Source organism: Gordonia sp. VNK21, from assembly GCF_046098115.1.
Taxonomy (GTDB): domain Bacteria; phylum Actinomycetota; class Actinomycetes; order Mycobacteriales; family Mycobacteriaceae; genus Gordonia.
This window is the reverse complement of sequence record NZ_JBJURU010000025.1, coordinates 8578-28735: the sequence shown is the minus strand read 5'-3', so window position 1 is coordinate 28735 and position 20158 is coordinate 8578. Positions and strand designations below refer to the sequence as shown.

The following is a 20158-nucleotide window of genomic DNA, read 5'->3' as shown; positions in this document are numbered from 1 at the left end:
TGCAAATCCCTCGCCGGAGCCCGCCTGAAACTCTCCGGCATGCACTGGAACATCCCCGGCGCCACCGGCATCCTCACCCTCCGAGCCGAACACGCCAGCAACCGCCTCGACACCATCTGGACCCACCACCACAACCAGACACCAACCACACCGATCAGCGCCTAACCGGACCGCCACCTACAAATGTGTCTCGCACCCCCGGCGACCTCCGGAGACGGGCGATGTCAGAGGCTCCGCGTAGTCTGGTCACTTGGGGAAACGGGTCCGTCCCGGGGCCGGAAGTCGAGTTGGCAGTGAGGTATGTCCGTGGTTGATCGCCTGATCGTGCGTGGTGCACGCGAGCACAATCTGCGCGGGATCGATGTGGATCTGCCACGCGATTCGCTGATCGTCTTCACCGGCCTGTCCGGCTCGGGCAAGTCCTCGCTCGCCTTCGACACGATCTTCGCCGAGGGCCAGCGCCGCTACGTCGAGTCGCTGTCGGCCTACGCCCGGCAGTTCCTCGGACAGATGGACAAACCCGACGTCGATTTCATCGAAGGCCTCTCGCCGGCGGTGTCGATCGATCAGAAGTCCACCAACCGCAACCCTCGGTCCACCGTCGGCACCATCACCGAGGTGTACGACTATCTGCGTCTGCTCTACGCACGGGCCGGCACTCCGCACTGCCCGGTGTGCGGCGAGAAGATCGCCCGGCAGACCCCGCAGCAGATCGTCGATCAGGTGCTCGCGATGGGTGAGGGCATCCGCTTCCAGGTGCTCGCGCCGGTGGTGCGCACCCGCAAAGGCGAGTTCGTCGACCTGTTCGCCGAACTGCAGACCCAGGGATTCGCCCGTGCCCGGGTCGACGGCACCGTGCACCAGCTCGCCGATCCGCCCAAGCTCAAGAAGCAGGAGAAGCACGACATCGAGGTGGTGGTGGACCGGCTGGTGGTCAAGGACTCGGCCCGCCAGCGGCTGACCGACTCGGTGGAGACGGCGCTGCGCCTGGCCGACGGCATCGTGGTGCTCGACTTCGTCGATGTCGACGAGGACGATCCGGCGCGCACCCGGCGTTTCTCGGAGCGGATGGCCTGCCCCAACAACCACCCGATCGCCATCGACGATCTGGAGCCGCGCAGCTTCTCCTTCAACTCGCCCTACGGCGCCTGCCCCGACTGCGACGGGCTCGGTGTCCGCAAGGAGATCGACGAGACGCTGGTGGTGCCCGACCCGGACACCAGCCTGCGCGACGGTGCCATCGCCCCGTGGTCGCACGGCCACAACGCCGACTACTTCCTGCGGCTGATGTCCGGGCTCGGCGATCAGATGGGCTTCGACCTGGACACCCCGTGGAAGAAGCTGCCGCGCAATGCCCGTCAGGCGCTGCTCAACGGCTCCGACCATCAGGTGCACGTCAAGTTCCGCAACCGCTACGGCCGCACCCGCTCGTACTACACCGAGTTCGAGGGGGTGATGGCCTTCCTGTCCCGGCGGGCCGACGCGACCGAGTCGGAGCAGATGAAGGAGCGCTACGAGGGCTACATGCGCGACGTGCCGTGCCCGTCCTGCGCGGGGACCCGGCTGCGTCCGGAGATCCTGGCCGTCACCCTGCACAATCCGGAGCACGGCGACAAGTCGATCGCCGAGGTCACCGCGCTCTCGGTGGCCGAATGCGCCGACTATCTCGACGGCCTGGCACTGGGGGAGCGTGAGGCCGCGATCGCCGGCCGGGTCCTCAAGGAGGTCCGGGCCCGCATCACCTTCCTGCTCGACGTCGGGCTGGAGTACCTCTCGCTCTCCCGCGCCGCCGGCAGTCTCTCCGGCGGCGAGGCCCAGCGCATCCGACTGGCCACCCAGATCGGTGCGGGTCTGGCCGGGGTGCTCTACGTGCTCGACGAGCCGTCCATCGGGCTGCACCAGCGCGACAACCGCCGGCTGATCGAGACCCTGGTACGGCTGCGCGACCTGGGGAACACGCTCATCGTCGTCGAACACGACGAGGACACCATCGCCGCCGCCGACTGGATCGTCGACATCGGCCCGCTGGCCGGTGAGCACGGCGGGGAGGTGGTGCACAGCGGCGACTACCGGAGCCTGCTCAAGAACAAACGCTCGCTGACCGGTGCGTACCTGGCCGGCCGCAAGGTGCTCGAGGTGCCGGAGATCCGCCGCCCGGTGGACCGCAAACGCCGGCTCACCGTGGTCGGCGCCCGGGAGAACAATCTGCGGGGCATCGACGTCACGTTCCCGCTCGGTGTGCTCACCGCAGTCACCGGAGTCTCCGGTTCGGGTAAGTCCACGTTGGTCAACGACATTCTGGCGACGGTGCTGGCGAACAAGCTCAACGGGGCCCGGCAGGTGCCCGGCCACCACACCCGGATCACGGGTCTGGACAACCTCGACAAGCTGGTGCAGGTGGACCAGTCGCCGATCGGCCGCACCCCGCGCTCGAATCCGGCCACCTATACGGGCGTCTTCGACAAGATCCGCACCCTGTTCGCCGCCACCACCGAGGCCAAGGTGCGCGGCTACCAGCCGGGACGGTTCTCGTTCAACGTCAAGGGCGGCCGATGCGAGGCGTGCATGGGCGAAGGCACCATCAAGATCGAGATGAACTTCCTGCCCGACGTCTACGTGCCGTGCGAGGTCTGCCACGGTGCGCGGTACAACCGCGAGACCCTGGAAGTGCACTACAAGGGCAAGACCATCGCCGAGGTGCTCGACATGCCGATCGAGGAGGCCGCCGAGTTCTTCGAGCCGGTCACCTCGATCCACCGCTTCCTCAAGACGCTGGTCGACGTGGGGCTGGGCTACGTCCGGCTCGGGCAGCCGGCGCCGACGCTCTCCGGCGGCGAGGCCCAGCGGGTGAAGCTGGCCGCCGAACTGCAGAAGCGGTCCACCGGTCGCACCGTCTACATCCTCGACGAGCCGACCACCGGCCTGCACTTCGAGGACATCCACAAACTGCTGATGGTGATCAACGGACTGGTGGAGAAGGGCAATTCGGTGATCGTCATCGAACACAACCTGGATGTGATCAAGACCGCCGACTGGATCATCGACATGGGTCCCGAAGGCGGCAGCGGAGGCGGCACCGTGGTGGCCGAGGGCACCCCGGAAGACGTTGCCGCCGTGGCGGAGTCGCACACCGGCGGCTTCCTCCGGGAGCTGCTCGGGAAATGACCCCGGCCGCGCGGGATCCGGAGCTGGTGGCCGGACTGCGCGCTGCGGGCTGTGTCTTCGCCGAAGACGAGGCCGCCGTCCTGCAGGAGTGGGCACCGGATGCGGTCGCGCTGGCCGCGGCCGCGCGGCGGCGCCGGGCCGGGGAGCCGCTCGAGCACATCGTGGGCTTCGTCGAGTTCGGCGGGCTGCGTCTGGCGGTGGGGCCGGGGACCTTCGTCCCGCGCCGGCGTTCGCTGCTGCTGGCGCACACCGTGATCGGGCTGCTCGACGACGGCCGGCCGCCCCTGTTCGCGGAAGCCTGCTGCGGGGTGGCGCCGATCGCGGCCACCGTCCGTGCCCACCGTGCCGGCGTGAGCCTGCACGCCTGCGACGCCGACCCGGTCGCTCTCGGCTACGCCCGGCGCAATCTGCCGCCGGAGGCGCAGATCGGTTGCGGGACCCTGCTGTCGGGGCTGGCGGCAGAGGTCTCCGGCTTCGGGGTGATCGCCGCGGTGCCGCCGTACGTGCCGGAACCGGAACTGCCGCTGCTGCCGCCGGAGGCGCTCGACCACGAACCGCTGCGCGCACTGGCGGGCGGGCCCGACGGGCTCGCGGTGGCCGGCGAACTCCTGAACGCGGCGCGGGAACGGCTGGCCCCGGACGGGGTGCTCGCCCTGGAGCTGTACCGGGGGCAGGTACCGGCCGCCGGCCGGCTCGCGAGCGCTCTGGGTTACCGGGTGCGCGTCGTCGAGGGCGACGACGGCCAGACCGTCGTGCTGGTGGCCGGCGCGGAGCTCAGCCCTTGACCGGGCCGGTGTACTTCTCGCCCGGCCCGCGGCCCGGCTCATCGGGGAAGGCGCTGGCCTCGCGGAACGCCAGCTGCAGAGCCTTGAGGCCGTCGGCGATCGGCTTGCGGTGCAGGCCCAGATCGGGTCCGGACGCATCGAGCAGGCCGGCGAGCGCGGTGATCAGCTGCCGGGCCTCGGCCAGATCGCGGAACTGCTCGTCGCCGCCGGCCTCCGGGCCCACCTTCTCCGCGGCCGCGCTCATCAGCATCAGCGCCGCCCGGGTGGTCACCTCGACGGCGGGAATGACGGCCAGTTCGCGGACGTTGTCTGAGTCGGCCGGCCCTTCATCGGACGGCTGATCGGTCGAATAGGAGTTTGAGCTCACGACTGCTAGACTGGCACAGCATGACCGCCCTGGCGTTGCCGGGGTAGCAAGAGGATTCTCCGAGTCCCACCGCACGGCGCCTGTGCTTCACAGCCGGTTGTTGTTCGGTTCTGGTCACATCGTCGCCGGACGACGATACCCGCGGATGCCGTGCGCATCCGGAGGGTCGCTGGCACGATGTCTCCGCTCGGACTCCTCTCGTTACCGCTCAGCCCACGGTCGGCAGCAGGTACACATTGATCGAGGAGGCCACATCAGCACTGAGACCCGCATCAACGAGCGCATCCGCGTACCCGAGGTCCGCCTTGTCGGACCCGGTGGTGAGCAGGTGGGCATCGTGCGTGTTGAAGATGCGCTTCGCCTGGCTTACGAAGCCGACTTGGACCTGGTTGAGGTGGCGCCCGACGCCCGCCCGCCGGTGTGCAAGATCATGGACTACGGCAAGTTCAAGTACGAGGCGGCGCAGAAGAAGCGCGAGTCCCGCCGTAACCAGCAGATGACCGTCATCAAGGAGCAGAAGCTCCGCCCGAAGATCGACGACCACGATTACGAGACCAAGAAGGGTCACGTCATCCGGTTCCTCGAGGCGGGTTCCAAGGTGAAGGTCACCATCATGTTCCGCGGCCGCGAGCAGTCCCGCCCCGAACTGGGGTTCCGCCTGCTGCAGCGTCTGGGCAACGATGTCGCCGACTACGGCTTCGTCGAGACCTCGGCCAAGCAGGACGGCCGCAACATGACCATGGTGCTGGCCCCGCACAAGGGCGCCAAGACCCGCGCGCAGGCCAAGCAGTCCCAGGATTCGTAAGAACCACCGGGACCGACGCCTCAAGTACCAGCCACAACCAGTGGACTCCAGCCCGTTCCGCAGAAGGAATGGAACGGGCATAGGAGTTCGCCCGAATGAAGGAAACCCATGCCGAAGAGCAAGACGCACAAGGGCACCGCGAAGCGATTCAAGGTGACCGGCAGCGGAAAGATCGTGCGCCAGAAGGCCAACCGCCGCCACCTCCTCGAGCACAAGTCGTCTCACCGGAAGCGCCGCCTGGACGGCACCACCGTGGTCAGCGAGCACGACGCACCGCGCATCAAGCGCCTGCTCAACCGCTGAACCCCCTTCCTGACCTGACGTATTAAGGACCAAGACTCATGGCACGTGTGAAAAGGGCTGTCAACGCCCAGAAGAAGCGCCGGACGACTCTCGAGGCTTCGAAGGGCTACCGCGGTCAGCGTTCGCGCCTCTACCGCAAGGCCAAGGAGCAGCAGCTCCACTCGATGACCTACTCCTACCGGGACCGTCGCGCCCGCAAGGGAGAGTTCCGCAAGCTGTGGATCCAGCGCATCAACGCCGCTGCCCGCGCCAACGACATCACCTACAACCGCTTCATCCAGGGCCTCAAGGCCGCCGGTGTCGAGGTGGACCGCAAGGTGCTGGCCGACCTGGCCGTCACCGACCCGGCCGCGTTCACCGGCCTGGTCGAGGTGGCCCGCAAGGCGCTGCCGGCGGACGTCAACGCCCCGGTCGCCTGATTTCCGCGACCGACGACCCGACACGGCCCGCGATGGACGTTCTCACCGAACGTTCCTCGCGGGTCGTTTCGTTGACCAAACTGCACCGGGCCGCGGTCCGCCGGGCCGAGAACCGGTTTCTCGCCGAGGGATTCAACGCCGTCGACGCGGCGCTGACAACCGGCAGCGCCCAGCAGCTGCTGGTCCGCGCCGACGACGAGGAGCGTCACGCCGGCCTGATCGAGCGTGCCGGGCGGTCCGGCATCGCCGTCCACCGCCTCACCGGGCGCGCTGCGGCCAAACTCTCCGAAACCACTACCGCGCCGGGGATCTTCGCGGTCTGCGAGCTGCTCACCGTGGGGCTGGGCGACGCCCTCGGCGACGGCCCGGCACAGGGCTTCCTGGTGGTGGCGGTCGAGGCGAACGATCCGGGAAACGCCGGAACGCTCATCCGCTGCGCCGACGCCATGGGCGCGGATGCGGTGATCCTGGCCGGCCGCAGCGTGGACCCGCACAACGGCAAGTGCGTGCGGGCCAGCGCCGGCAGCATCTTCCATCTCCCGGTGGTGCGCGACCCCGACGTCGACGCGGTGCTGTCCGCCCTCCGCGAACGCGGCATCCCGATGCTCGCCACCGCCGCCGACGGCGAACTGCGGCTCGATGCCGCCGGTCCGCAGCTGAGCGCTCCGCACGCCTGGCTCTTCGGCAACGAGGCGCACGGCCTGTCCGATGCGGTGCTCGCCGCTGCCGACCATCGGGTGTCCATTCCCCTCCGCGGCCGGGCCGAAAGCCTGAATCTCGCTGCCGCCAGTGCCATCTGCCTCTACGCCTCGGCGGCCGCCCTCACCGGGTGAGGCCGGCCGCCGGATGCGGTGCGCCGACGGGGGATCAGGCCGGCTCAGGGATTTTCACCTTCACCGGGCGCACCACCGACTCGTCCGTAGTGTCCGGGTCTCCCACCTGACCGGCGTTGTTGCTGCCCCAGCAGTAGACGTCGTTGTCGTCGACCAGAGCGCAGCTGTTGCTCCAGCTGGTCACCGCCGCCCGGACCTTGCCCGGCAGCGCGTCGACCTTGGCCGGCTGCGCGAGGAACTCGTCGGACGTTCCGCGGCCGGCCTGGCCGTACTTGTTGTTGCCCCAGCAGTAGAGCTCGGCGTCGGCGGTGACCGCGCAGGTGGTGTTCACATCGGTGCTCACCGAGACCACCTCCGGCAGCCCTTCGACCTTCTTCGGGGAGGTCTGCTCGGTCGGGTCACCGTTGTCGGCGCCGAAGTCCGAGCCCCAGCAGTACAGGTCGCCGTCGGAGACCGCGCAGACCGAGTTGAACCGGCTGGACTCGTTGTAGCGGCCGCCACCGACGGCCACCGCGGTCACTTTCTCGAGATTCACCTTGATCGGGGAGCTGCTGGAGGTGGTGCCGCCGTTGCCGAGCTGCCCGCTGGAGTTGTTGCCCCAGCAGTACAGCTCCTCCTGCTCGGTCACCGCGCAGGTGGTGCGGTACTTCATGGCCACCTGCTGGACCCCGGTGATGCCGTTGACCTTGGTGGGGGGATCGCGCTGCTCCTCATCGTTGCCGGCCTCGCCCTCGTTGTTCCAGCCGCAGCAGTACAGGTCGCCGGCGGAGATCGCGCAGGTGCTCAGCTGATCGGTGGCGACCCCGGTGACGTCGGTCAGGTTCATCACCGTGGTCGGGGTGGTGTGCTCACCGTGATCGGAGCCGATACCGAGCGCACCGAACAGGCCGGTGCCCCAGCAGCGGCCCTGGCCGGCGGCCACCGCGCAGACCGTGTTGTCGGCGTCGTCGTCGCCTCCGCTGCCGCCGGACATGTAGTAGCCGCCCATGCTCACGGCGGTGACCTGGTCGAGCGAGACCTTGACGGGCGTCCTCGCGGTGTCGGTACCGCCGTCGCCGAGCTGTCCGTCGCTGTTGTCGCCCCAGCAGTACAGGGCGTCGTAGACCACAGCGCAACTCGATGAAAGGTGGCTGGTCAGGCGCGCCTGCTGGGTGTAGGCGGGAACGGCCTGCGTGGACCCGGAGTCGTCGCCGCCGAGCCAGAGCGGGGTGGTGCCGCCGACTACGGCGGCCGCGGCCACCGCCACCGCGCCGCCGATGAGCCACTTCTTCTTGCTCTGCTTCGGCGGCTGCTGCTGCGGGCCGTAGGCGCCGTACATGCCCGGAGTGCCGCCGGGCGGCGGACCGTAGCCGTTGCCGGCCGGCATCGCGCCGATACCGGGATACTGCCCACCGGTGTACGGCGCGGTCTGCGCGGGACCCGAGGCGTACTGGGGGCCTGAGGTGAATTGGGGGCCTGAAGCGTATTGGGGCCCTGAGGTGTATTGCGGTCCGCTCGGTGCCGGCTGCCAGGTGCCCGGCCCGGTCGGCGGTCCGCCCGGAGTCGCCGGGGGAGCGGCCGGCGGGGCGAGCGGCGCCTGCGAGCCCGAGACGATCCCGGTCAGCGCGGACGCGAAGGTCCGGCAGTCGGCGAAGCGGTGATTCGGGTCGATGGCCAGCGCCCGGGCGAACGCCGGATCGAGGGCCGCCAGGTCGGGCCGGAAGGTGCTCAGCGCCGGGGCCGGCCCGGCCAGCCGCGCCGAGAGCACTGCGGTGAGGGTGTCGCCGGTGAACGGTGGACGCCCGGCCAGCAGTTCGAAGACCGTCGAGGCGAGCGCGTACTGGTCGGCCAGGGCGGTCGCCGGCTGGCCGGACACCACCTCGGGGGCGGTATAGGTCATGGTGCCGACCACGGTGTCGGTGGCGGTCAGATTCACCGAGCCGACCAGCTTGGCCACGCCGAAGTCGAGCAGAGTGGCCCGCGGCGCGTTCCCGGACCCCCGGGTGACCAGGATGTTCGCCGGTTTGACGTCACGGTGGACCACCCCGCGCGAATGCGCGTAGTCCAGCGCATCGGCCACCTGACCGGTGACCTGGGCGAGCTCGGCGGGGGTGAGACCCGCCTGGTAGAGGTCCGAACCCCTGACATAGGGCATCGTGAACCAGGGCAGGTCGTCGGCCACGCCGTACTGCAGGATGGTGACGATGTTCGGGTGCTCGAGGGCGGCCGCCGTGCGGGCCTCGGACACGAAACGCTGCTGGAAGCTCTCGGTGCCCGCCCCGGACACGGCGAGCACCTTCATCGCCTCCTGGCGGTCGAGCTGCGGATTGCGGACGACGTAGACCTCGCCCATCCCGCCGGCGCCGAGCAAGGACTCGATGCGATACCCGGCGAAGTCGGTTCCCGGTTGCAGACGCACGGCGGACTCCCTGTTCGTTGTTCGTGTCACTTACGTTCTCTTCAGGTTCGTGGGCCACAGTATCGCTGATGACCGCGGCCCGGGGCGCGAGTAGGTCCGCCGAATGACCTCGCGGGTCAGGCCGATCATCGGTAGTCGTCGGCGGGCGACTACCCTGAAGAGGCGCATTCGAAGCCAGAGACGAGGAGCCCGGAGTCGGTGTCTGCAGACGCAAACGGAAATCAGTTCCCCTCCGCCACGGAGCTCGACGACGCCGTGACCGCGGCGACGGCGGCCTTCGCGGAGGCGGCCGACCTGGAGGCGCTGGCGCACGCCAAGTCGGCGCACTTCGGCGACCGCTCGGCCATCGCGCTGGCCCGCCGCGCGCTGGGCTCGCTGCCCAAGCAGGAGCGGGCCGAGGCCGGCAAGCTCGTCAATGAGAAGCGCAACGCGGTGCAGTCCGCCCTCGACGAGCGGACGGCCGTGCTCACCGCCGAACGCGATGCGGCGGTGCTGGTGGCCGAGACGATCGACGTGACGCTGCCCTCGGCGCGCCGCCGCGCCGGCGCCCGGCACCCGATCACGGTGATCGCGGACCAGGTGGCCGATGTCTTCGTCGGCATGGGCTGGGAGATCGCCGAAGGCCCCGAGGTGGAGACCGAGCACCATAATTTCGATGCGCTGAACTTCCTGCCGGACCATCCGGCCCGTTCCATGCAGGACACCTTCTACATCGCCCCGGCGCCGGGTGTCGACGCCGGCGAGGGCTCTCGGCAGGTGCTGCGCACTCACACCTCGCCGGTGCAGGTGCGCGCCATGCTCGACCGCGAGGTGCCGATCTACGTCGCCTGCCCGGGACGGACCTTCCGCACCGACGAACTCGACGCCACCCACACCCCGGTCTTCCACCAGATCGAGGGGCTGGCCGTGGACAAGGGACTGACGCTGGCCAATCTGCGGGGAACCCTGGAGACCTTCGCCAAGGCGCTCTTCGGTCCGGAGACCACCACCCGCATGCGGGCCAGCTACTTCCCGTTCACCGAACCGTCCGCCGAAGTGGACGTCTGGTTCCCCGGAAAGAAGGGCGGGGCCGGCTGGGTCGAGTGGGGCGGCTGCGGCATGGTCAACCCGAATGTGCTGCGCGCCAGCGGGATCGACCCCGACGTCTACACCGGCTTCGCCTTCGGCATGGGTCTCGAACGCACCCTGCAGTTCCGCAACGACCTGCCGGACATGCGCGACATGGTCGAAGGCGACATCCGATTCACCCAGCCCTTCGGGCCGGCGCTCTAGCCGCGCCCCGCCCGCTCCCGCACACCATCGCAAGCGAAGGAAGCTCCCCGTGCGTCTGACTCAGTCCTGGCTGACCGAAGTCCTGCAGGCCGGCACCCCCGGCTGGTCCGCGTCGACCGAGGAGATCGACGCCGGCTTCGTGCGCGTCGGTTTCGAGATCGAAGAGATCGACGTCTACCCGGAGATCACCGGACCGCTGGTGATCGGCCGTGTCGCCGCCATCGAGGAGCTCACCGAGTTCAAGAAGCCCATCCGCTTCTGCCAGGTGGAGGTGGGCGAGGACGCCCCGCGCGACATCGTCTGCGGCGCCCGCAACTTCACCGAGGGCGACCTGGTGGTCGTCGCGCTGCCCGGTGCGGTGCTGCCCGGCGACTTCGCGATCGCCGCCCGCAAGACCTACGGCAAGACCTCGGACGGCATGATCTGCTCGGTCACCGAACTGGGAGTGGGCAACGACCACTCCGGGATCCTGGTGCTCGCTCCGGGCACCGCGGAGCCCGGCGCGGATGCGCGTGAAGTTCTGGGCCTGACCGACGCCGTCATCGAGGTCAACGTGACCCCGGACCGCGGCTATGCCTTCTCGATGCGCGGACTGGGCCGCGAACTGGCCAGCGCCTTCGCGGTGCCCTTCGTCGATCCGGCCGATCAGGTGAGCGAGCCGGCCGCCGGACCGGGGGAGCCGTGGCCGGTGAGCCTGGACGCGCAGAGCCTGGCCCGCAGCTACACCGCCCGGCTGATCGAGGGGCTCGACCCCACCGCGGCGACCCCCTGGTGGATCGTCAAACGGCTCCTCGCGGCCGGTATCCGCCCGATCTCGGCGATCGTCGACGTCACCAACTACGTGATGATCGAACTCGGCCAGCCGCTGCACGCCTTCGACGCCGACACGATCACCGGTGCGATCACCGTCCGGCCGGCGCAGCCGGGGGAGACACTCGAGACCCTCGACGGCCTCACCCGCACCCTCGACCCCGAGGACGTCGTGATCGCCGACGACTCCGGTCCCATCGCCCTGGCCGGGGTGATGGGCGGCGCGGCCACCGAGGTGACCGGCACGACCACCCGGGTGCTCCTCGAATCGGCCAATTTCGATGCGGTCCGCGTCTTCCGCACCGGCAAACGCCACAAGCTCTCGTCCGAGGCCGCCAAACGCTATGAGCGGCAGGTGGATCCGCAGATCGCGCCGATCGCCTCGCACCGGGCCGCGGCGCTGATCACCGCGATCGCCGGCGGCAGTGTCGCCGGCCCGCTGGCGAGTGCCGTCGCGCCGGCCGCACCGGTGCCGGTCGTCCCCATCGATCCGGCGCTGCCGGACACCATCGCCGGCGTGAGCTACCCGGCCGGCACCACCGCCGCCAGGCTCCGGGAGGTCGGTTGCACCGTCGACGGGGCCGACCCGCTGCAGGTGACCCCGCCGTCCTGGCGTCCCGATCTGCGCCAGCCCGCCGACCTCGTCGAAGAGGTCCTCCGCCTCGAAGGCCTGGAGGACATTCCGGCAGTGCTGCCCGCGGCGCCGGGCGGCACCGGACTGAGCCCGCGCCAGCGGCGCCGCCGGGCGGTGGGCATCGCCCTGGCCACCGACGGCTTCATCGAGGTGCTGCCGTATCCGTTCATGCCGGCCGACGTCTTCGACAGCTGGGGGCTGCCCGACGACGATCCCCGCCGGCAGACGGTGAAGGTGCTCAACCCGCTCGAAGCCGACCGGCCCGAGCTGAACACCACCCTGCTGCCGGGACTGCTCGAGATGGCGGCCCGCAACATCGCCCGCGGCAACCGCGACCTGTCCCTGTACGCGATCGGCCAGGTGGTGCTCGGCGGCACCCAGGGGCCCGCCGTTCCCGCGCTGGACGTGACCCGGCGGCTGAGCCCGGAGGAACAGGCCGCCCTCGACGCCTCGCTGCCCGACCAGCCGGTGCACGTGGGCGTGGTGCTCACCGGCCTGCGCGAGCCGGCCGGGCCGTGGGGGAAGGGACGGCCCGCCGAGGCCGCCGACGCCTTCGAGGCCGCGCGGACCATCGCCGCGGCCGCCGGCGTGGACCTGACACTGGTCGCCGATCAGCACCTGCCCTGGCATCCGGGACGGTGCGCGCGTCTGGAGGTGGACGGCGCCGTCGTCGGCCACGCCGGCGAACTGCATCCGGCAGTGCTCGATCGCACTGGGCTGCCGGCGCGGCTGTGCGCGGTGGAGCTGAACCTGGACGCGCTGCCGCTGCGCGAGGTGCTGCCGTCCCCGCGGGTCTCGCCGTTCCCGGCGGTCCTGCAGGACGTCAACGTGGTGGTGGCCGACGAAGTGCCGGCCCAGCGAGTGCTCGACGCACTGCGCGAGGGCGCCGGGGAACTGCTCGAGGCCATCGAGCTCTTCGACGTCTTCACCGGCGAACAGGTGGGCGCCGGCAACAAGTCGCTGACCTTTGCGCTGACCTTCCGGGCCGCCGATCGCACCCTCACCGAGGACGAGGGCACCGCCGCCAAACTGGCCGCCGTGGAGCATGCGGCGGTTGCCGTCGGCGCGCGGCTGCGCTGAGCGCCGACGCTCCGCCCGCGCCGGACACCCGGCACCTCAATGAATGAACTTGCACAATAGTGCATAATGATTTCATGACAGTTCGGATAGCGGTCGCCGGTGCCAGTGGCTACGCGGGAGGCGAGATCCTTCGCCTGCTGCTGGGCCACCCGCGCCTGGCGACGGGCGAGGTGGAGATCGGATCCCTCACCGCCGGCGGCAACGCCGGCACCAGGCTCGGAGAGATCCACCGCAACCTCGTGCCGCTCGCCGACCGGGTCCTGGTCGACACCACCCCCGAGATGCTCGCCGGACACGATGTGGTCTTCCTGGGGCTTCCGCACGGACAGTCCGCGGCCATCGCCGAGGCGCTGCCGCCGACCACCCTGATCATCGACTGCGGCGCCGACTTCCGGCTGCAGGACGCCGGTGAATGGACCCGCTACTACGGCGGCACCCACGCCGGGACCTGGCCGTACGGGCTGCCCGAGCTCGGTGGCAACCGGGAGATCCTCTCCGGCGCCACCCGGATCGCGGTGCCCGGCTGCTATCCCACCGTCTCGATCCTGACCACCGCGCCGGCGATCGCCGCCGGCCTGGTGGAACCGCGGGTGGGCATCGTCGCCCTCTCCGGATCCTCCGGGGCCGGCCGTGCACCGAAGGTGAACCTGCTCGCCTCCGAGGTGATCGGCTCGGCGCGGGCCTACGGCGTCGGCACTCACCGGCACACCCCGGAGATCATCCAGGCCCTGTCCGCGGCGGCGCAGGCGCCGGTCGAGGTCTCCTTCACACCCGTCCTGGCGCCCATGTCGCGCGGGATCCTGGCCACCTGCACCGCCCGCACAGCCGCCTCCGAACAGGAGATCCGGGCGGTCTACGAGCAGGCCTACGGCGACGAGCCCTTCGTGCACGTGCTGCCGGCCGGACAGTATCCCGAGACCGGCTCGGTGATCGGCTCCAACGCCGTCCAGATCGGACTGGCCGTCGACGAACGGGCCGGCACCCTGGTGGCCGTCGGCGCGGTGGACAACCTCACCAAGGGCACCGGCGGCGGCGCCGTGCAATCGATGAACCTGGCCCTGGGCTGGGCCGAGACCGAAGGACTGACCAGCGTGGGAGTGGCCCCGTGAGCATTGCGGACGATCACATCGAGCAACTCGTGGGCTCCCGGATGGTGCGCCGGCAGGGCGTCACCGCGCCGCTGGGCTTCAGAGCGGCCGGGATCACCGCCGGTCTCAAGCCGTCCGGCAGATCCGACTTGGCGCTGGTCTTCAACGAGGGCCCCGACCTGGGTGCAGCCGCCGTGTTCACCAAGAACCAGGTCAAGGCCGCACCCGTGCTGTGGACCCAGGAGATCATCAAGAATGCCCGGCTGCGTGCGGTGATCCTCAACTCCGGCGGCGCCAACGCCTGCACCGGACCGGGCGGCTTCCAGGACACCCACGCCACCGCCGAGGCCGTGGCGCAGACGCTCTCGAACTGGGGCACGGAGACCGGCGCGATCGAGGTCGGCGTGTGCTCGACCGGGCTGATCGGCGACCGGCTGCCGATGGACAAGGTGCTGGCCGGGGTCACCGAGATCGTCCACGAGATGGGCGGCGGTATCGAGGGCGGCACCGATGCGGCCTACGCCATCATGACCACCGACACCGTGCCCAAGCAGGTCGCACTGCACCATCCGGGCGGATGGAACGTCGGCGGCATGGCCAAGGGCGCCGGCATGATGGCGCCCTCGCTGGCCACCATGCTCGTCGTGCTCACCACCGACGCCAAGGTCAGCGCGGACGCGCTGAACACCGCGCTGAAGCGGGCGACCGCACTGACCTTCGACCGGCTCGACATCGACGGCTCCACGTCCACCAACGACACCGTGCTGTTGCTGTCGTCCGGGGCCAGCCAGATCGAGGTCAGCCAGGAAGCCCTCGACGCTGCCGTCTTCGCGGTCTGCGACGATCTCGCCGCCCAGTTGCAGAGCGACGCCGAGGGCGTGACCAAGCGGGCGGCGATCACCGTCACCGGCGCCCGCACCGAGGAGGACGCGCTCGCCGTCGCCCGCACCATCGCCCGCGACTCGCTGGTCAAGACGGCGCTGTTCGGCTCCGACCCCAACTGGGGCAGGGTGCTCGCCGCGATCGGCATCGCACCCGTGACCATCGACCCGGACCGGATCGCGGTGTCCTTCAACGGATCCGCCGTCTGCGAGAACGGCACAGGCGTGCCCGGCGCGCGCGAGGTGGATCTGTCCGGCGACCGAATCGAGGTGGTCGCCGATCTGGGCCTGGGCCCGGCGACGGCCACCGTCCGCACCACCGACCTGTCTCACGCCTACGTCGAAGAGAACTCGGCGTACTCCACCTAGATCGCGAACCACGATGACCGAACCGAACACCCCGGCAGCCGCGGCCAGTCCACTGGACAAGGCCGCCGTCCTCGCCGAATCACTTCCGCAGCTGCAGGCCCTCAGCGGCCGGCGCGTCGTGATCAAATACGGCGGCAACGCCATGGTCGACGACGACCTCAAGAAGGCCTTCGCCGCCGACATGGTGCTCCTGCGCGCCTGCGGCATCCACCCGGTGGTGGTGCACGGCGGCGGTCCGCAGATCTCGGCCATGCTGGCCCGGCTCGGACTCGAAGGCGAGTTCCGCGGCGGATTCCGGGTCACCACCCCCGAGGTGATGGACGTCGCCCGGATGGTGCTGTTCGGGCAGGTGGGCCGGGAACTGGTCGGCCTGATCAATGCGCACGGCCCGTACGCGGTGGGCATGACCGGCGAGGACGCCCATCTGCTCACCGCCGCACGGCGCACCGTCGTCGTCGACGGCCGGCCCACCGACATCGGGCTCGTCGGCGACATCACCGCCGTGAACACCTCCGCCGTCGACGACCTGATCGCCGCCGGCCGCATCCCGGTGATCTCCACGCTCGCGCCGGACGCCGACGGGGTGGTGCACAACATCAACGCCGACACCGCGGCCGGTGCCGTCGCCGGGGCGCTGGGCGCCGAACACCTGGTGATGCTCACCGATGTGGAAGGGCTCTACACCGACTGGCCGGACCGCTCCTCGCTGGCCTCGGTGATCGGCGAGGACGAACTCACCGCACTGCTGCCGACGCTCGACTCGGGCATGGTGCCCAAGATGGAGGCCTGCCTGCGCGCAGTGCAGTCCGGGGTGGCCGCGGCCCACGTGATCGACGGCCGGCGCCCGCACGCGGTGCTCGCGTCGCTGCTCACCGCCTCCACCGCCGGTACCACGGTGGTGGCCCAACGCAATCTGCCCGCCGATGCACCGGCAGGCCCCACGGAAACGGGAATCTGATGACCGCACCGATGCAGCAGCGGTGGTCCGCTGCGCTGATGAACAACTACGGCACACCACCGGTCGCGCTGGTCCGCGGCGAGGGCGCCGTGGTGTTCGACGCCGACGGCCGGGAGTACCTGGATCTGCTCGGCGGGATCGCGGTCAACTCCCTCGGCCACGCGAACCCGGCGATCATCGAGGCCGTCACCGCCCAGCTGGGCACCCTCGGCCACGTCTCCAACCTGTACGTCTCCGAGCCCGTGGTGCAGGCCGCGGAGAAGCTCCTCGCGGCCTTCGGCCACCCCGGCAAGGTGTTCTTCTGCAACTCCGGGACCGAGGCCAACGAGGCCGCCTTCAAGATCGCCCGGCGCACCGGACGACCGCAGATCATCGCGGCCGACGGCGGCTTCCACGGCCGCACCATGGGAGCGCTGGCGATGACCGGGCAGCCCGGCAAGCGCGCGCCGTTCGAGCCGATGCCGGCCGGGGTGGACTTCGTGCCCTACGGCGACGTGGCGGCGCTCGAGGCGGCCGTGAGCGAGCAGACCGCCGCCGTGATCCTCGAACCCATCCAGGGGGAGCGGGGCGTGGTGGTCCCGGGCGCCGACTATCTGGCCGCGGCCCGGCGCATCACCGACGAGCACGGTGCGCTGCTCATCCTCGACGAGGTGCAGACCGGCATCGGGCGCACCGGCCTGATGTTCGCCCACCAGCGCGCCGGCATCGTGCCCGACGTGATCACCCTCGCCAAGGGGCTCGGCGGCGGACTGCCGATCGGCGCGGTGATCGCGACCGGCCCGGCCGCCGACCTGTTCGAGCCGGGCCAGCACGGCACCACCTTCGGCGGCAACCCCGTCTGCACGGCGGCGGCCGTCGCCGTGCTCGACTACATCGACGAGCACGCCCTGCTCGACCACGTCGAGTCCGTCGGCAAGGCACTGGCCACCGGCATCGAGGATCTGGGACATCCGCAGATCCAGGGGGTGCGCGGCGCCGGACTGCTGCTCGGGGTGGTGCTCGAGACGCCCATCTCCGGCGCCGCGGAGGCCGCCGCCCGCGAGCGCGGCTTCCTGATCAACGCACCCGCACCGGACGTGCTGCGGCTCGCGCCGCCGCTGATCCTCACCCAGGAGCAGGCCGGCCGGTTCGTCGCCGCCCTGCCGGAGATCCTCGACGCGGCCACCGCCGCCGGCACCGAATCGGAGAAGTCCTGATGACCCCCACCGAGACCAGCGTCCGGCACTTCCTGCGCGACGACGACCTCAGTCCCGACGAGCAGGCGCAGGTTCTGGCTCTGGCCGCGGAGCTGAAGACATCCCCGCTGAGCCGGCGGTCGCTGGAGGGGCCGCGTGCCGTGGGCGTGATCTTCGACAAGAACTCCACGCGCACCCGGTTCTCGTTCGAGGTGGGCATCGCCCAGCTCGGCGGGCACGCGGTGATCGTCGACGGCAAGAGCACCCAGATGGGCCGCGACGAGTCGTTCGCCGACACCGCGCGGGTGCTGTCCCGGTTCGTCGACGCCATCGTCTGGCGCACCTTCGGGCAGGACCGGCTCGAGGCGCTCGCCGAGTTCTCGACGGTGCCGGTGGTCAACGCCCTCTCCGACAGCTTCCACCCCTGCCAGGTGCTCGCCGATCTGCAGACGATCATCGAGCGCAAAGGCCGCACCGCCGGTCTGACCATGACCTACCTGGGCGACACGGCCAACAACATGGCGCACTCGCTCGCCCTCGGCGGGGTCACCGCGGGTATGCACGTCCGGCTCTCCGGGCCGGACGGCTTCGATCCCGATCCGGCCGTGCTCGAGGACGTCGTCGCGCGGGCCGGGCAGACCGGGGGCGGCATCACCGTCGTCGGCGACCCGGTGGCGGCGGCGACCGGCGCCGATGTGCTGGTCACCGACACCTGGGTGTCGATGGGCCAGGAGGGTGACGGCCTCGACCGGGTGGGACCGTTCCGGCCGTACCAGATCAACGACGAACTGCTGGCCCATGCCGCCGACGACGCGATCGTCCTGCACTGCCTGCCGGCACACCGCGGCGAGGAGATCACCGACGCGGTGATCGACGGCCCGGCCAGCGTCGTCTTCGACGAGGCCGAGAACCGGCTGCACGCCCAGAAGGCGCTGCTGACCTGGCTGCTGGAGCGACGATGACCACCGCGCGCAGGTCGCCGAACCCGGAGCAGGGCCGACTGGCCGCGACCCGGGCCGGACGGCATGCGCGCATCGTCGAGATCCTGTCCGACCGGAAGGTGCGCAGCCAGAGCGAACTCCAGCAGTTGCTGGCCGACCACGGCATCGAGGCCACCCAGGCGACCCTCTCGCGCGACCTCGACGAGCTCGGCGCGGTCAAGCTGCGGGCCGCCGACGGCGGCGCCGGAGTGTACGTGGTCCCCGAGGACGGCAGCCCGGTGCGCGGCGTGCACGGCGGCACCGACCGGCTCTCCCGCATGCTGGGCGAGCTGCTGGTGGCCACGGACAGCTCGGGGCAGGTGGCGGTGCTGCGCACCCCGCCCGGCGCCGCCGGCTATCTGGCCAGCGCCCTGGACCGCTCCAGCCTGCCTGAAGTGGTCGGCACCATCGCCGGTGACGACACCATCTTCGTGCTGGCCCGCGAGCCGCTCACCGGGGCGGGACTGGCCGAACTCATCGAAAAACTGGTCTGAGCCCAGACCGCCGACCACGACCACCTCAGGAGAACAGACGTATGGCCGAGAGTGCTGATCAGCCCGCCGAGAACGCCGGATCGGGCGGCGCCACCAACACCGGGGCGCTGTGGGGCGGCCGGTTCGCCGGCGGCCCGGCCGCGGCGATGGCGGCGCTGAGCAAGTCCACCCACTTCGACTGGGCGCTGGCCCCGTACGACATCGCCGCCTCGCAGGCGCACGCCCGGGTGCTTCACCGGGCCGGACTGCTCACCGACGAGGAGCTGACCGGCATGCAGGCCGCGCTCGAGGTGCTCGCCCGGGACGTGGCCGACGGCACCTTCGTGGCCGCCGAGAGCGACGAGGACGTGCACGGCGCCCTCGAACGCGGACTCATCGAACGGGCCGGCGCCGAACTCGGTGGCCGGCTGCGGGCCGGACGGTCGCGCAACGACCAGGTCGCCACCCTCTTCCGGATGTGGCTGCGCGATGCGCTGCGCCGGGTGGCCGGGGGACTGCTCGACCTGGCGCAGGCTCTGGTCGATCAGGCCGCCGCGCACCCGGGGGTGGTGATGCCCGGCAAGACGCACCTGCAGGCCGCCCAGCCCGTGCTGCTCGGGCACACCCTGCTCGCCCACGCCCAGCCGCTGCTGCGCGACACCTTCCACTCCCACGACTGGTCAGGGTGGTGCCGGCCGTCGTCGTCAAGCTCGACCCGGTGGCTTAGCTTCTGGCCAAGGAACAGGAGGACGTCCAGGGCCAACATCCGCTCGCCGACGCGGAACTCCCACCGGTAGTCCGGCCACTCTAACGGCTAGTCGGCCGGCCTGAACGGCGCGCGCTCAAGCCGCTGCAGGCCCAAGAAGAAGACGCCGTACTAGCTCGACGGCCACCTGGTCCGCAGCCGGTCCCAGTGCATCGGCTTAAGGCCGCAGCTGGTCTCCTAGTGCAGGAGGGGGTCGGCCCTGTCCAGGTGCGGCTAGTACCGGTCGTGCTTCCGGCGGAGCCGCCGCTTCAGCGCCCTGCTCCACCGTAGCTAGCTCAACAGCCGCCGGACCAGCTTCGGGTCCAGCCGCCGCTAGCGCCGGCCTAGCTCGGGGTCGCTGCTTGGCCGGTCGCGTGGCCTTGGCATGCCCCTCTGACGCTAGGCGGCCAGCCGCAGCTGCTAGGCCCGGTGTAGCGCGTCGTCGCCGACCCGCACCCGCTCGTCCCACACGGGCTCGTCGTGCCCGACCCGCCGGACGTCCACGCAGAACGGCCCGTAGTGGTGGGGGCCCACGCGCCGCCGGACTAGCTGGTCTCGGACGCGGTCCAGCTCGTCAGGGGGCCGGTGGGCCGCGTCGCGTAGCGCGTCGGTGTAGGC

General features: G+C 70.6%; 17 protein-coding genes and 1 pseudogene. 15 read left to right on the top strand and 3 right to left on the bottom strand.

Annotation, left to right across the window (positions count from 1 at the left end):
• Nucleotides 1-306 precede the first annotated feature (306 nt).
• Together uvrA and ACJMNC_RS17850 are read left to right on the top strand one after the other, a co-directional pair.
• Nucleotides 307-3165 carry an excinuclease ABC subunit UvrA gene (gene uvrA / locus ACJMNC_RS17855; protein ID WP_408949300.1) on the top strand — a complete coding sequence of 953 codons (2859 nt, stop codon included), beginning with the start codon at nt 307-309 and terminating at the stop codon, nt 3163-3165.
• Entirely contained in the window at nt 3162-3950 is a 789-nt protein-coding gene (locus ACJMNC_RS17850; RefSeq protein WP_408949299.1) for a N5-glutamine methyltransferase family protein, read from the top strand. Before uvrA ends, ACJMNC_RS17850 begins: the two co-directional genes overlap by 4 nt.
• Here ACJMNC_RS17850 and ACJMNC_RS17845 read toward each other — a convergent pair.
• Complete coding sequence (locus ACJMNC_RS17845; protein WP_408949298.1) at nt 3940-4317, bottom strand: hypothetical protein; 378 nt, start codon at nt 4315-4317, stop codon at nt 3940-3942. The genes ACJMNC_RS17850 and ACJMNC_RS17845 overlap by 11 nt on opposite strands.
• 235 nt (nt 4318-4552) lie before the next feature.
• Between ACJMNC_RS17845 and infC the strand changes: the two genes are divergently transcribed.
• From infC to ACJMNC_RS17825, 4 genes are all read left to right on the top strand, one after another.
• Nucleotides 4553-5122 (top strand): translation initiation factor IF-3, encoded by a 570-nt coding sequence (gene infC / locus ACJMNC_RS17840; RefSeq protein ID WP_408949302.1) that lies wholly within the window; start codon nt 4553-4555, stop codon nt 5120-5122.
• Between the two features lie 108 nt (nt 5123-5230).
• Nucleotides 5231-5425, top strand: a complete 195-nt coding sequence (rpmI, locus tag ACJMNC_RS17835; RefSeq protein WP_408949297.1) for a 50S ribosomal protein L35 — start codon at nt 5231-5233, stop codon at nt 5423-5425.
• 38 nt (nt 5426-5463) lie between these two features.
• Nucleotides 5464-5844: a 50S ribosomal protein L20 gene (gene rplT / locus ACJMNC_RS17830; protein ID WP_408949296.1), complete on the top strand. Its 381-nt coding sequence runs from the start codon at nt 5464-5466 to the stop codon at nt 5842-5844.
• A 32-nt stretch (nt 5845-5876) separates the two neighbouring features.
• Nucleotides 5877-6677 (top strand): TrmH family RNA methyltransferase, encoded by an 801-nt coding sequence (locus ACJMNC_RS17825; protein WP_408949295.1) that lies wholly within the window; start codon nt 5877-5879, stop codon nt 6675-6677.
• 34 nt (nt 6678-6711) lie between these two features.
• Here the strand turns inward: ACJMNC_RS17825 and ACJMNC_RS17820 are convergent, their stop codons facing one another.
• On the bottom strand, nt 6712-9075 hold the full coding sequence (locus ACJMNC_RS17820; protein WP_408949294.1) for a protein kinase domain-containing protein: 2364 nt from the start codon (nt 9073-9075) through the stop codon (nt 6712-6714).
• A gap of 198 nt (nt 9076-9273) precedes the next feature.
• Between ACJMNC_RS17820 and pheS the strand changes: the two genes are divergently transcribed.
• The 9 genes and pseudogenes from pheS to ACJMNC_RS17775 all read left to right on the top strand — a co-directional run.
• Nucleotides 9274-10347, top strand: coding sequence for a phenylalanine--tRNA ligase subunit alpha (gene pheS, locus ACJMNC_RS17815; protein WP_408949293.1), 1074 nt, complete (start codon nt 9274-9276; stop codon nt 10345-10347).
• 49 nt (nt 10348-10396) lie between these two features.
• Complete coding sequence (gene pheT, locus ACJMNC_RS17810) at nt 10397-12871, top strand: phenylalanine--tRNA ligase subunit beta (protein WP_408949292.1); 2475 nt, start codon at nt 10397-10399, stop codon at nt 12869-12871.
• Nucleotides 12872-12945: 74 nt separating this feature from the next.
• Nucleotides 12946-13980: an N-acetyl-gamma-glutamyl-phosphate reductase gene (gene argC / locus ACJMNC_RS17805; protein WP_408949291.1), complete on the top strand. Its 1035-nt coding sequence runs from the start codon at nt 12946-12948 to the stop codon at nt 13978-13980.
• A 41-nt stretch (nt 13981-14021) separates the two neighbouring features.
• Nucleotides 14022-15209 (top strand): bifunctional glutamate N-acetyltransferase/amino-acid acetyltransferase ArgJ, encoded by a 1188-nt coding sequence (gene argJ, locus ACJMNC_RS17800; RefSeq protein WP_408949301.1) that lies wholly within the window; start codon nt 14022-14024, stop codon nt 15207-15209.
• 13 nt (nt 15210-15222) lie between these two features.
• Entirely contained in the window at nt 15223-16167 is a 945-nt protein-coding gene (gene argB / locus ACJMNC_RS17795) for an acetylglutamate kinase (protein WP_408949290.1), read from the top strand.
• Entirely contained in the window at nt 16167-17363 is a 1197-nt protein-coding gene (locus ACJMNC_RS17790; RefSeq protein ID WP_408949289.1) for an acetylornithine transaminase, read from the top strand. The genes argB and ACJMNC_RS17790 overlap by 1 nt, the downstream gene beginning before the upstream one ends.
• Entirely contained in the window at nt 17363-18304 is a 942-nt protein-coding gene (gene argF / locus ACJMNC_RS17785; RefSeq protein WP_408949288.1) for an ornithine carbamoyltransferase, read from the top strand. The genes ACJMNC_RS17790 and argF overlap by 1 nt, the downstream gene beginning before the upstream one ends.
• Nucleotides 18301-18816 carry an arginine repressor gene (locus tag ACJMNC_RS17780; protein WP_408949287.1) on the top strand — a complete coding sequence of 172 codons (516 nt, stop codon included), beginning with the start codon at nt 18301-18303 and terminating at the stop codon, nt 18814-18816. Before argF ends, ACJMNC_RS17780 begins: the two co-directional genes overlap by 4 nt.
• A gap of 41 nt (nt 18817-18857) precedes the next feature.
• Nucleotides 18858-19454: pseudogene (locus ACJMNC_RS17775) on the top strand (lyase family protein); the annotation flags it as partial.
• 506 nt (nt 19455-19960) lie between these two features.
• On the opposite strand, the gene ACJMNC_RS17770 reads toward ACJMNC_RS17775, so the two are convergent.
• Nucleotides 19961-20158, bottom strand: a 198-nt coding sequence (locus ACJMNC_RS17770; RefSeq protein ID WP_408949286.1) for a hypothetical protein, incomplete at its 5' end; no start/stop codon positions are given.

Coding starts and splice junctions, on each gene's coding strand:
- ACJMNC_RS17850 (WP_408949299.1), top strand. CDS start 3,162: ATGACCCCGGCCGCGCGGGATCCGGAGCTGGTGGCCGGACTGCGCGCT.
- rpmI (WP_408949297.1), top strand. CDS start 5,231: ATGCCGAAGAGCAAGACGCACAAGGGCACCGCGAAGCGATTCAAGGTG.
- rplT (WP_408949296.1), top strand. CDS start 5,464: ATGGCACGTGTGAAAAGGGCTGTCAACGCCCAGAAGAAGCGCCGGACG.
- ACJMNC_RS17825 (WP_408949295.1), top strand. CDS start 5,877: ATGGACGTTCTCACCGAACGTTCCTCGCGGGTCGTTTCGTTGACCAAA.
- argC (WP_408949291.1), top strand. CDS start 12,946: ATGACAGTTCGGATAGCGGTCGCCGGTGCCAGTGGCTACGCGGGAGGC.
- argJ (WP_408949301.1), top strand. CDS start 14,022: ATGGTGCGCCGGCAGGGCGTCACCGCGCCGCTGGGCTTCAGAGCGGCC.
- argB (WP_408949290.1), top strand. CDS start 15,223: ATGACCGAACCGAACACCCCGGCAGCCGCGGCCAGTCCACTGGACAAG.
- ACJMNC_RS17790 (WP_408949289.1), top strand. CDS start 16,167: ATGACCGCACCGATGCAGCAGCGGTGGTCCGCTGCGCTGATGAACAAC.
- argF (WP_408949288.1), top strand. CDS start 17,363: ATGACCCCCACCGAGACCAGCGTCCGGCACTTCCTGCGCGACGACGAC.
- ACJMNC_RS17780 (WP_408949287.1), top strand. CDS start 18,301: ATGACCACCGCGCGCAGGTCGCCGAACCCGGAGCAGGGCCGACTGGCC.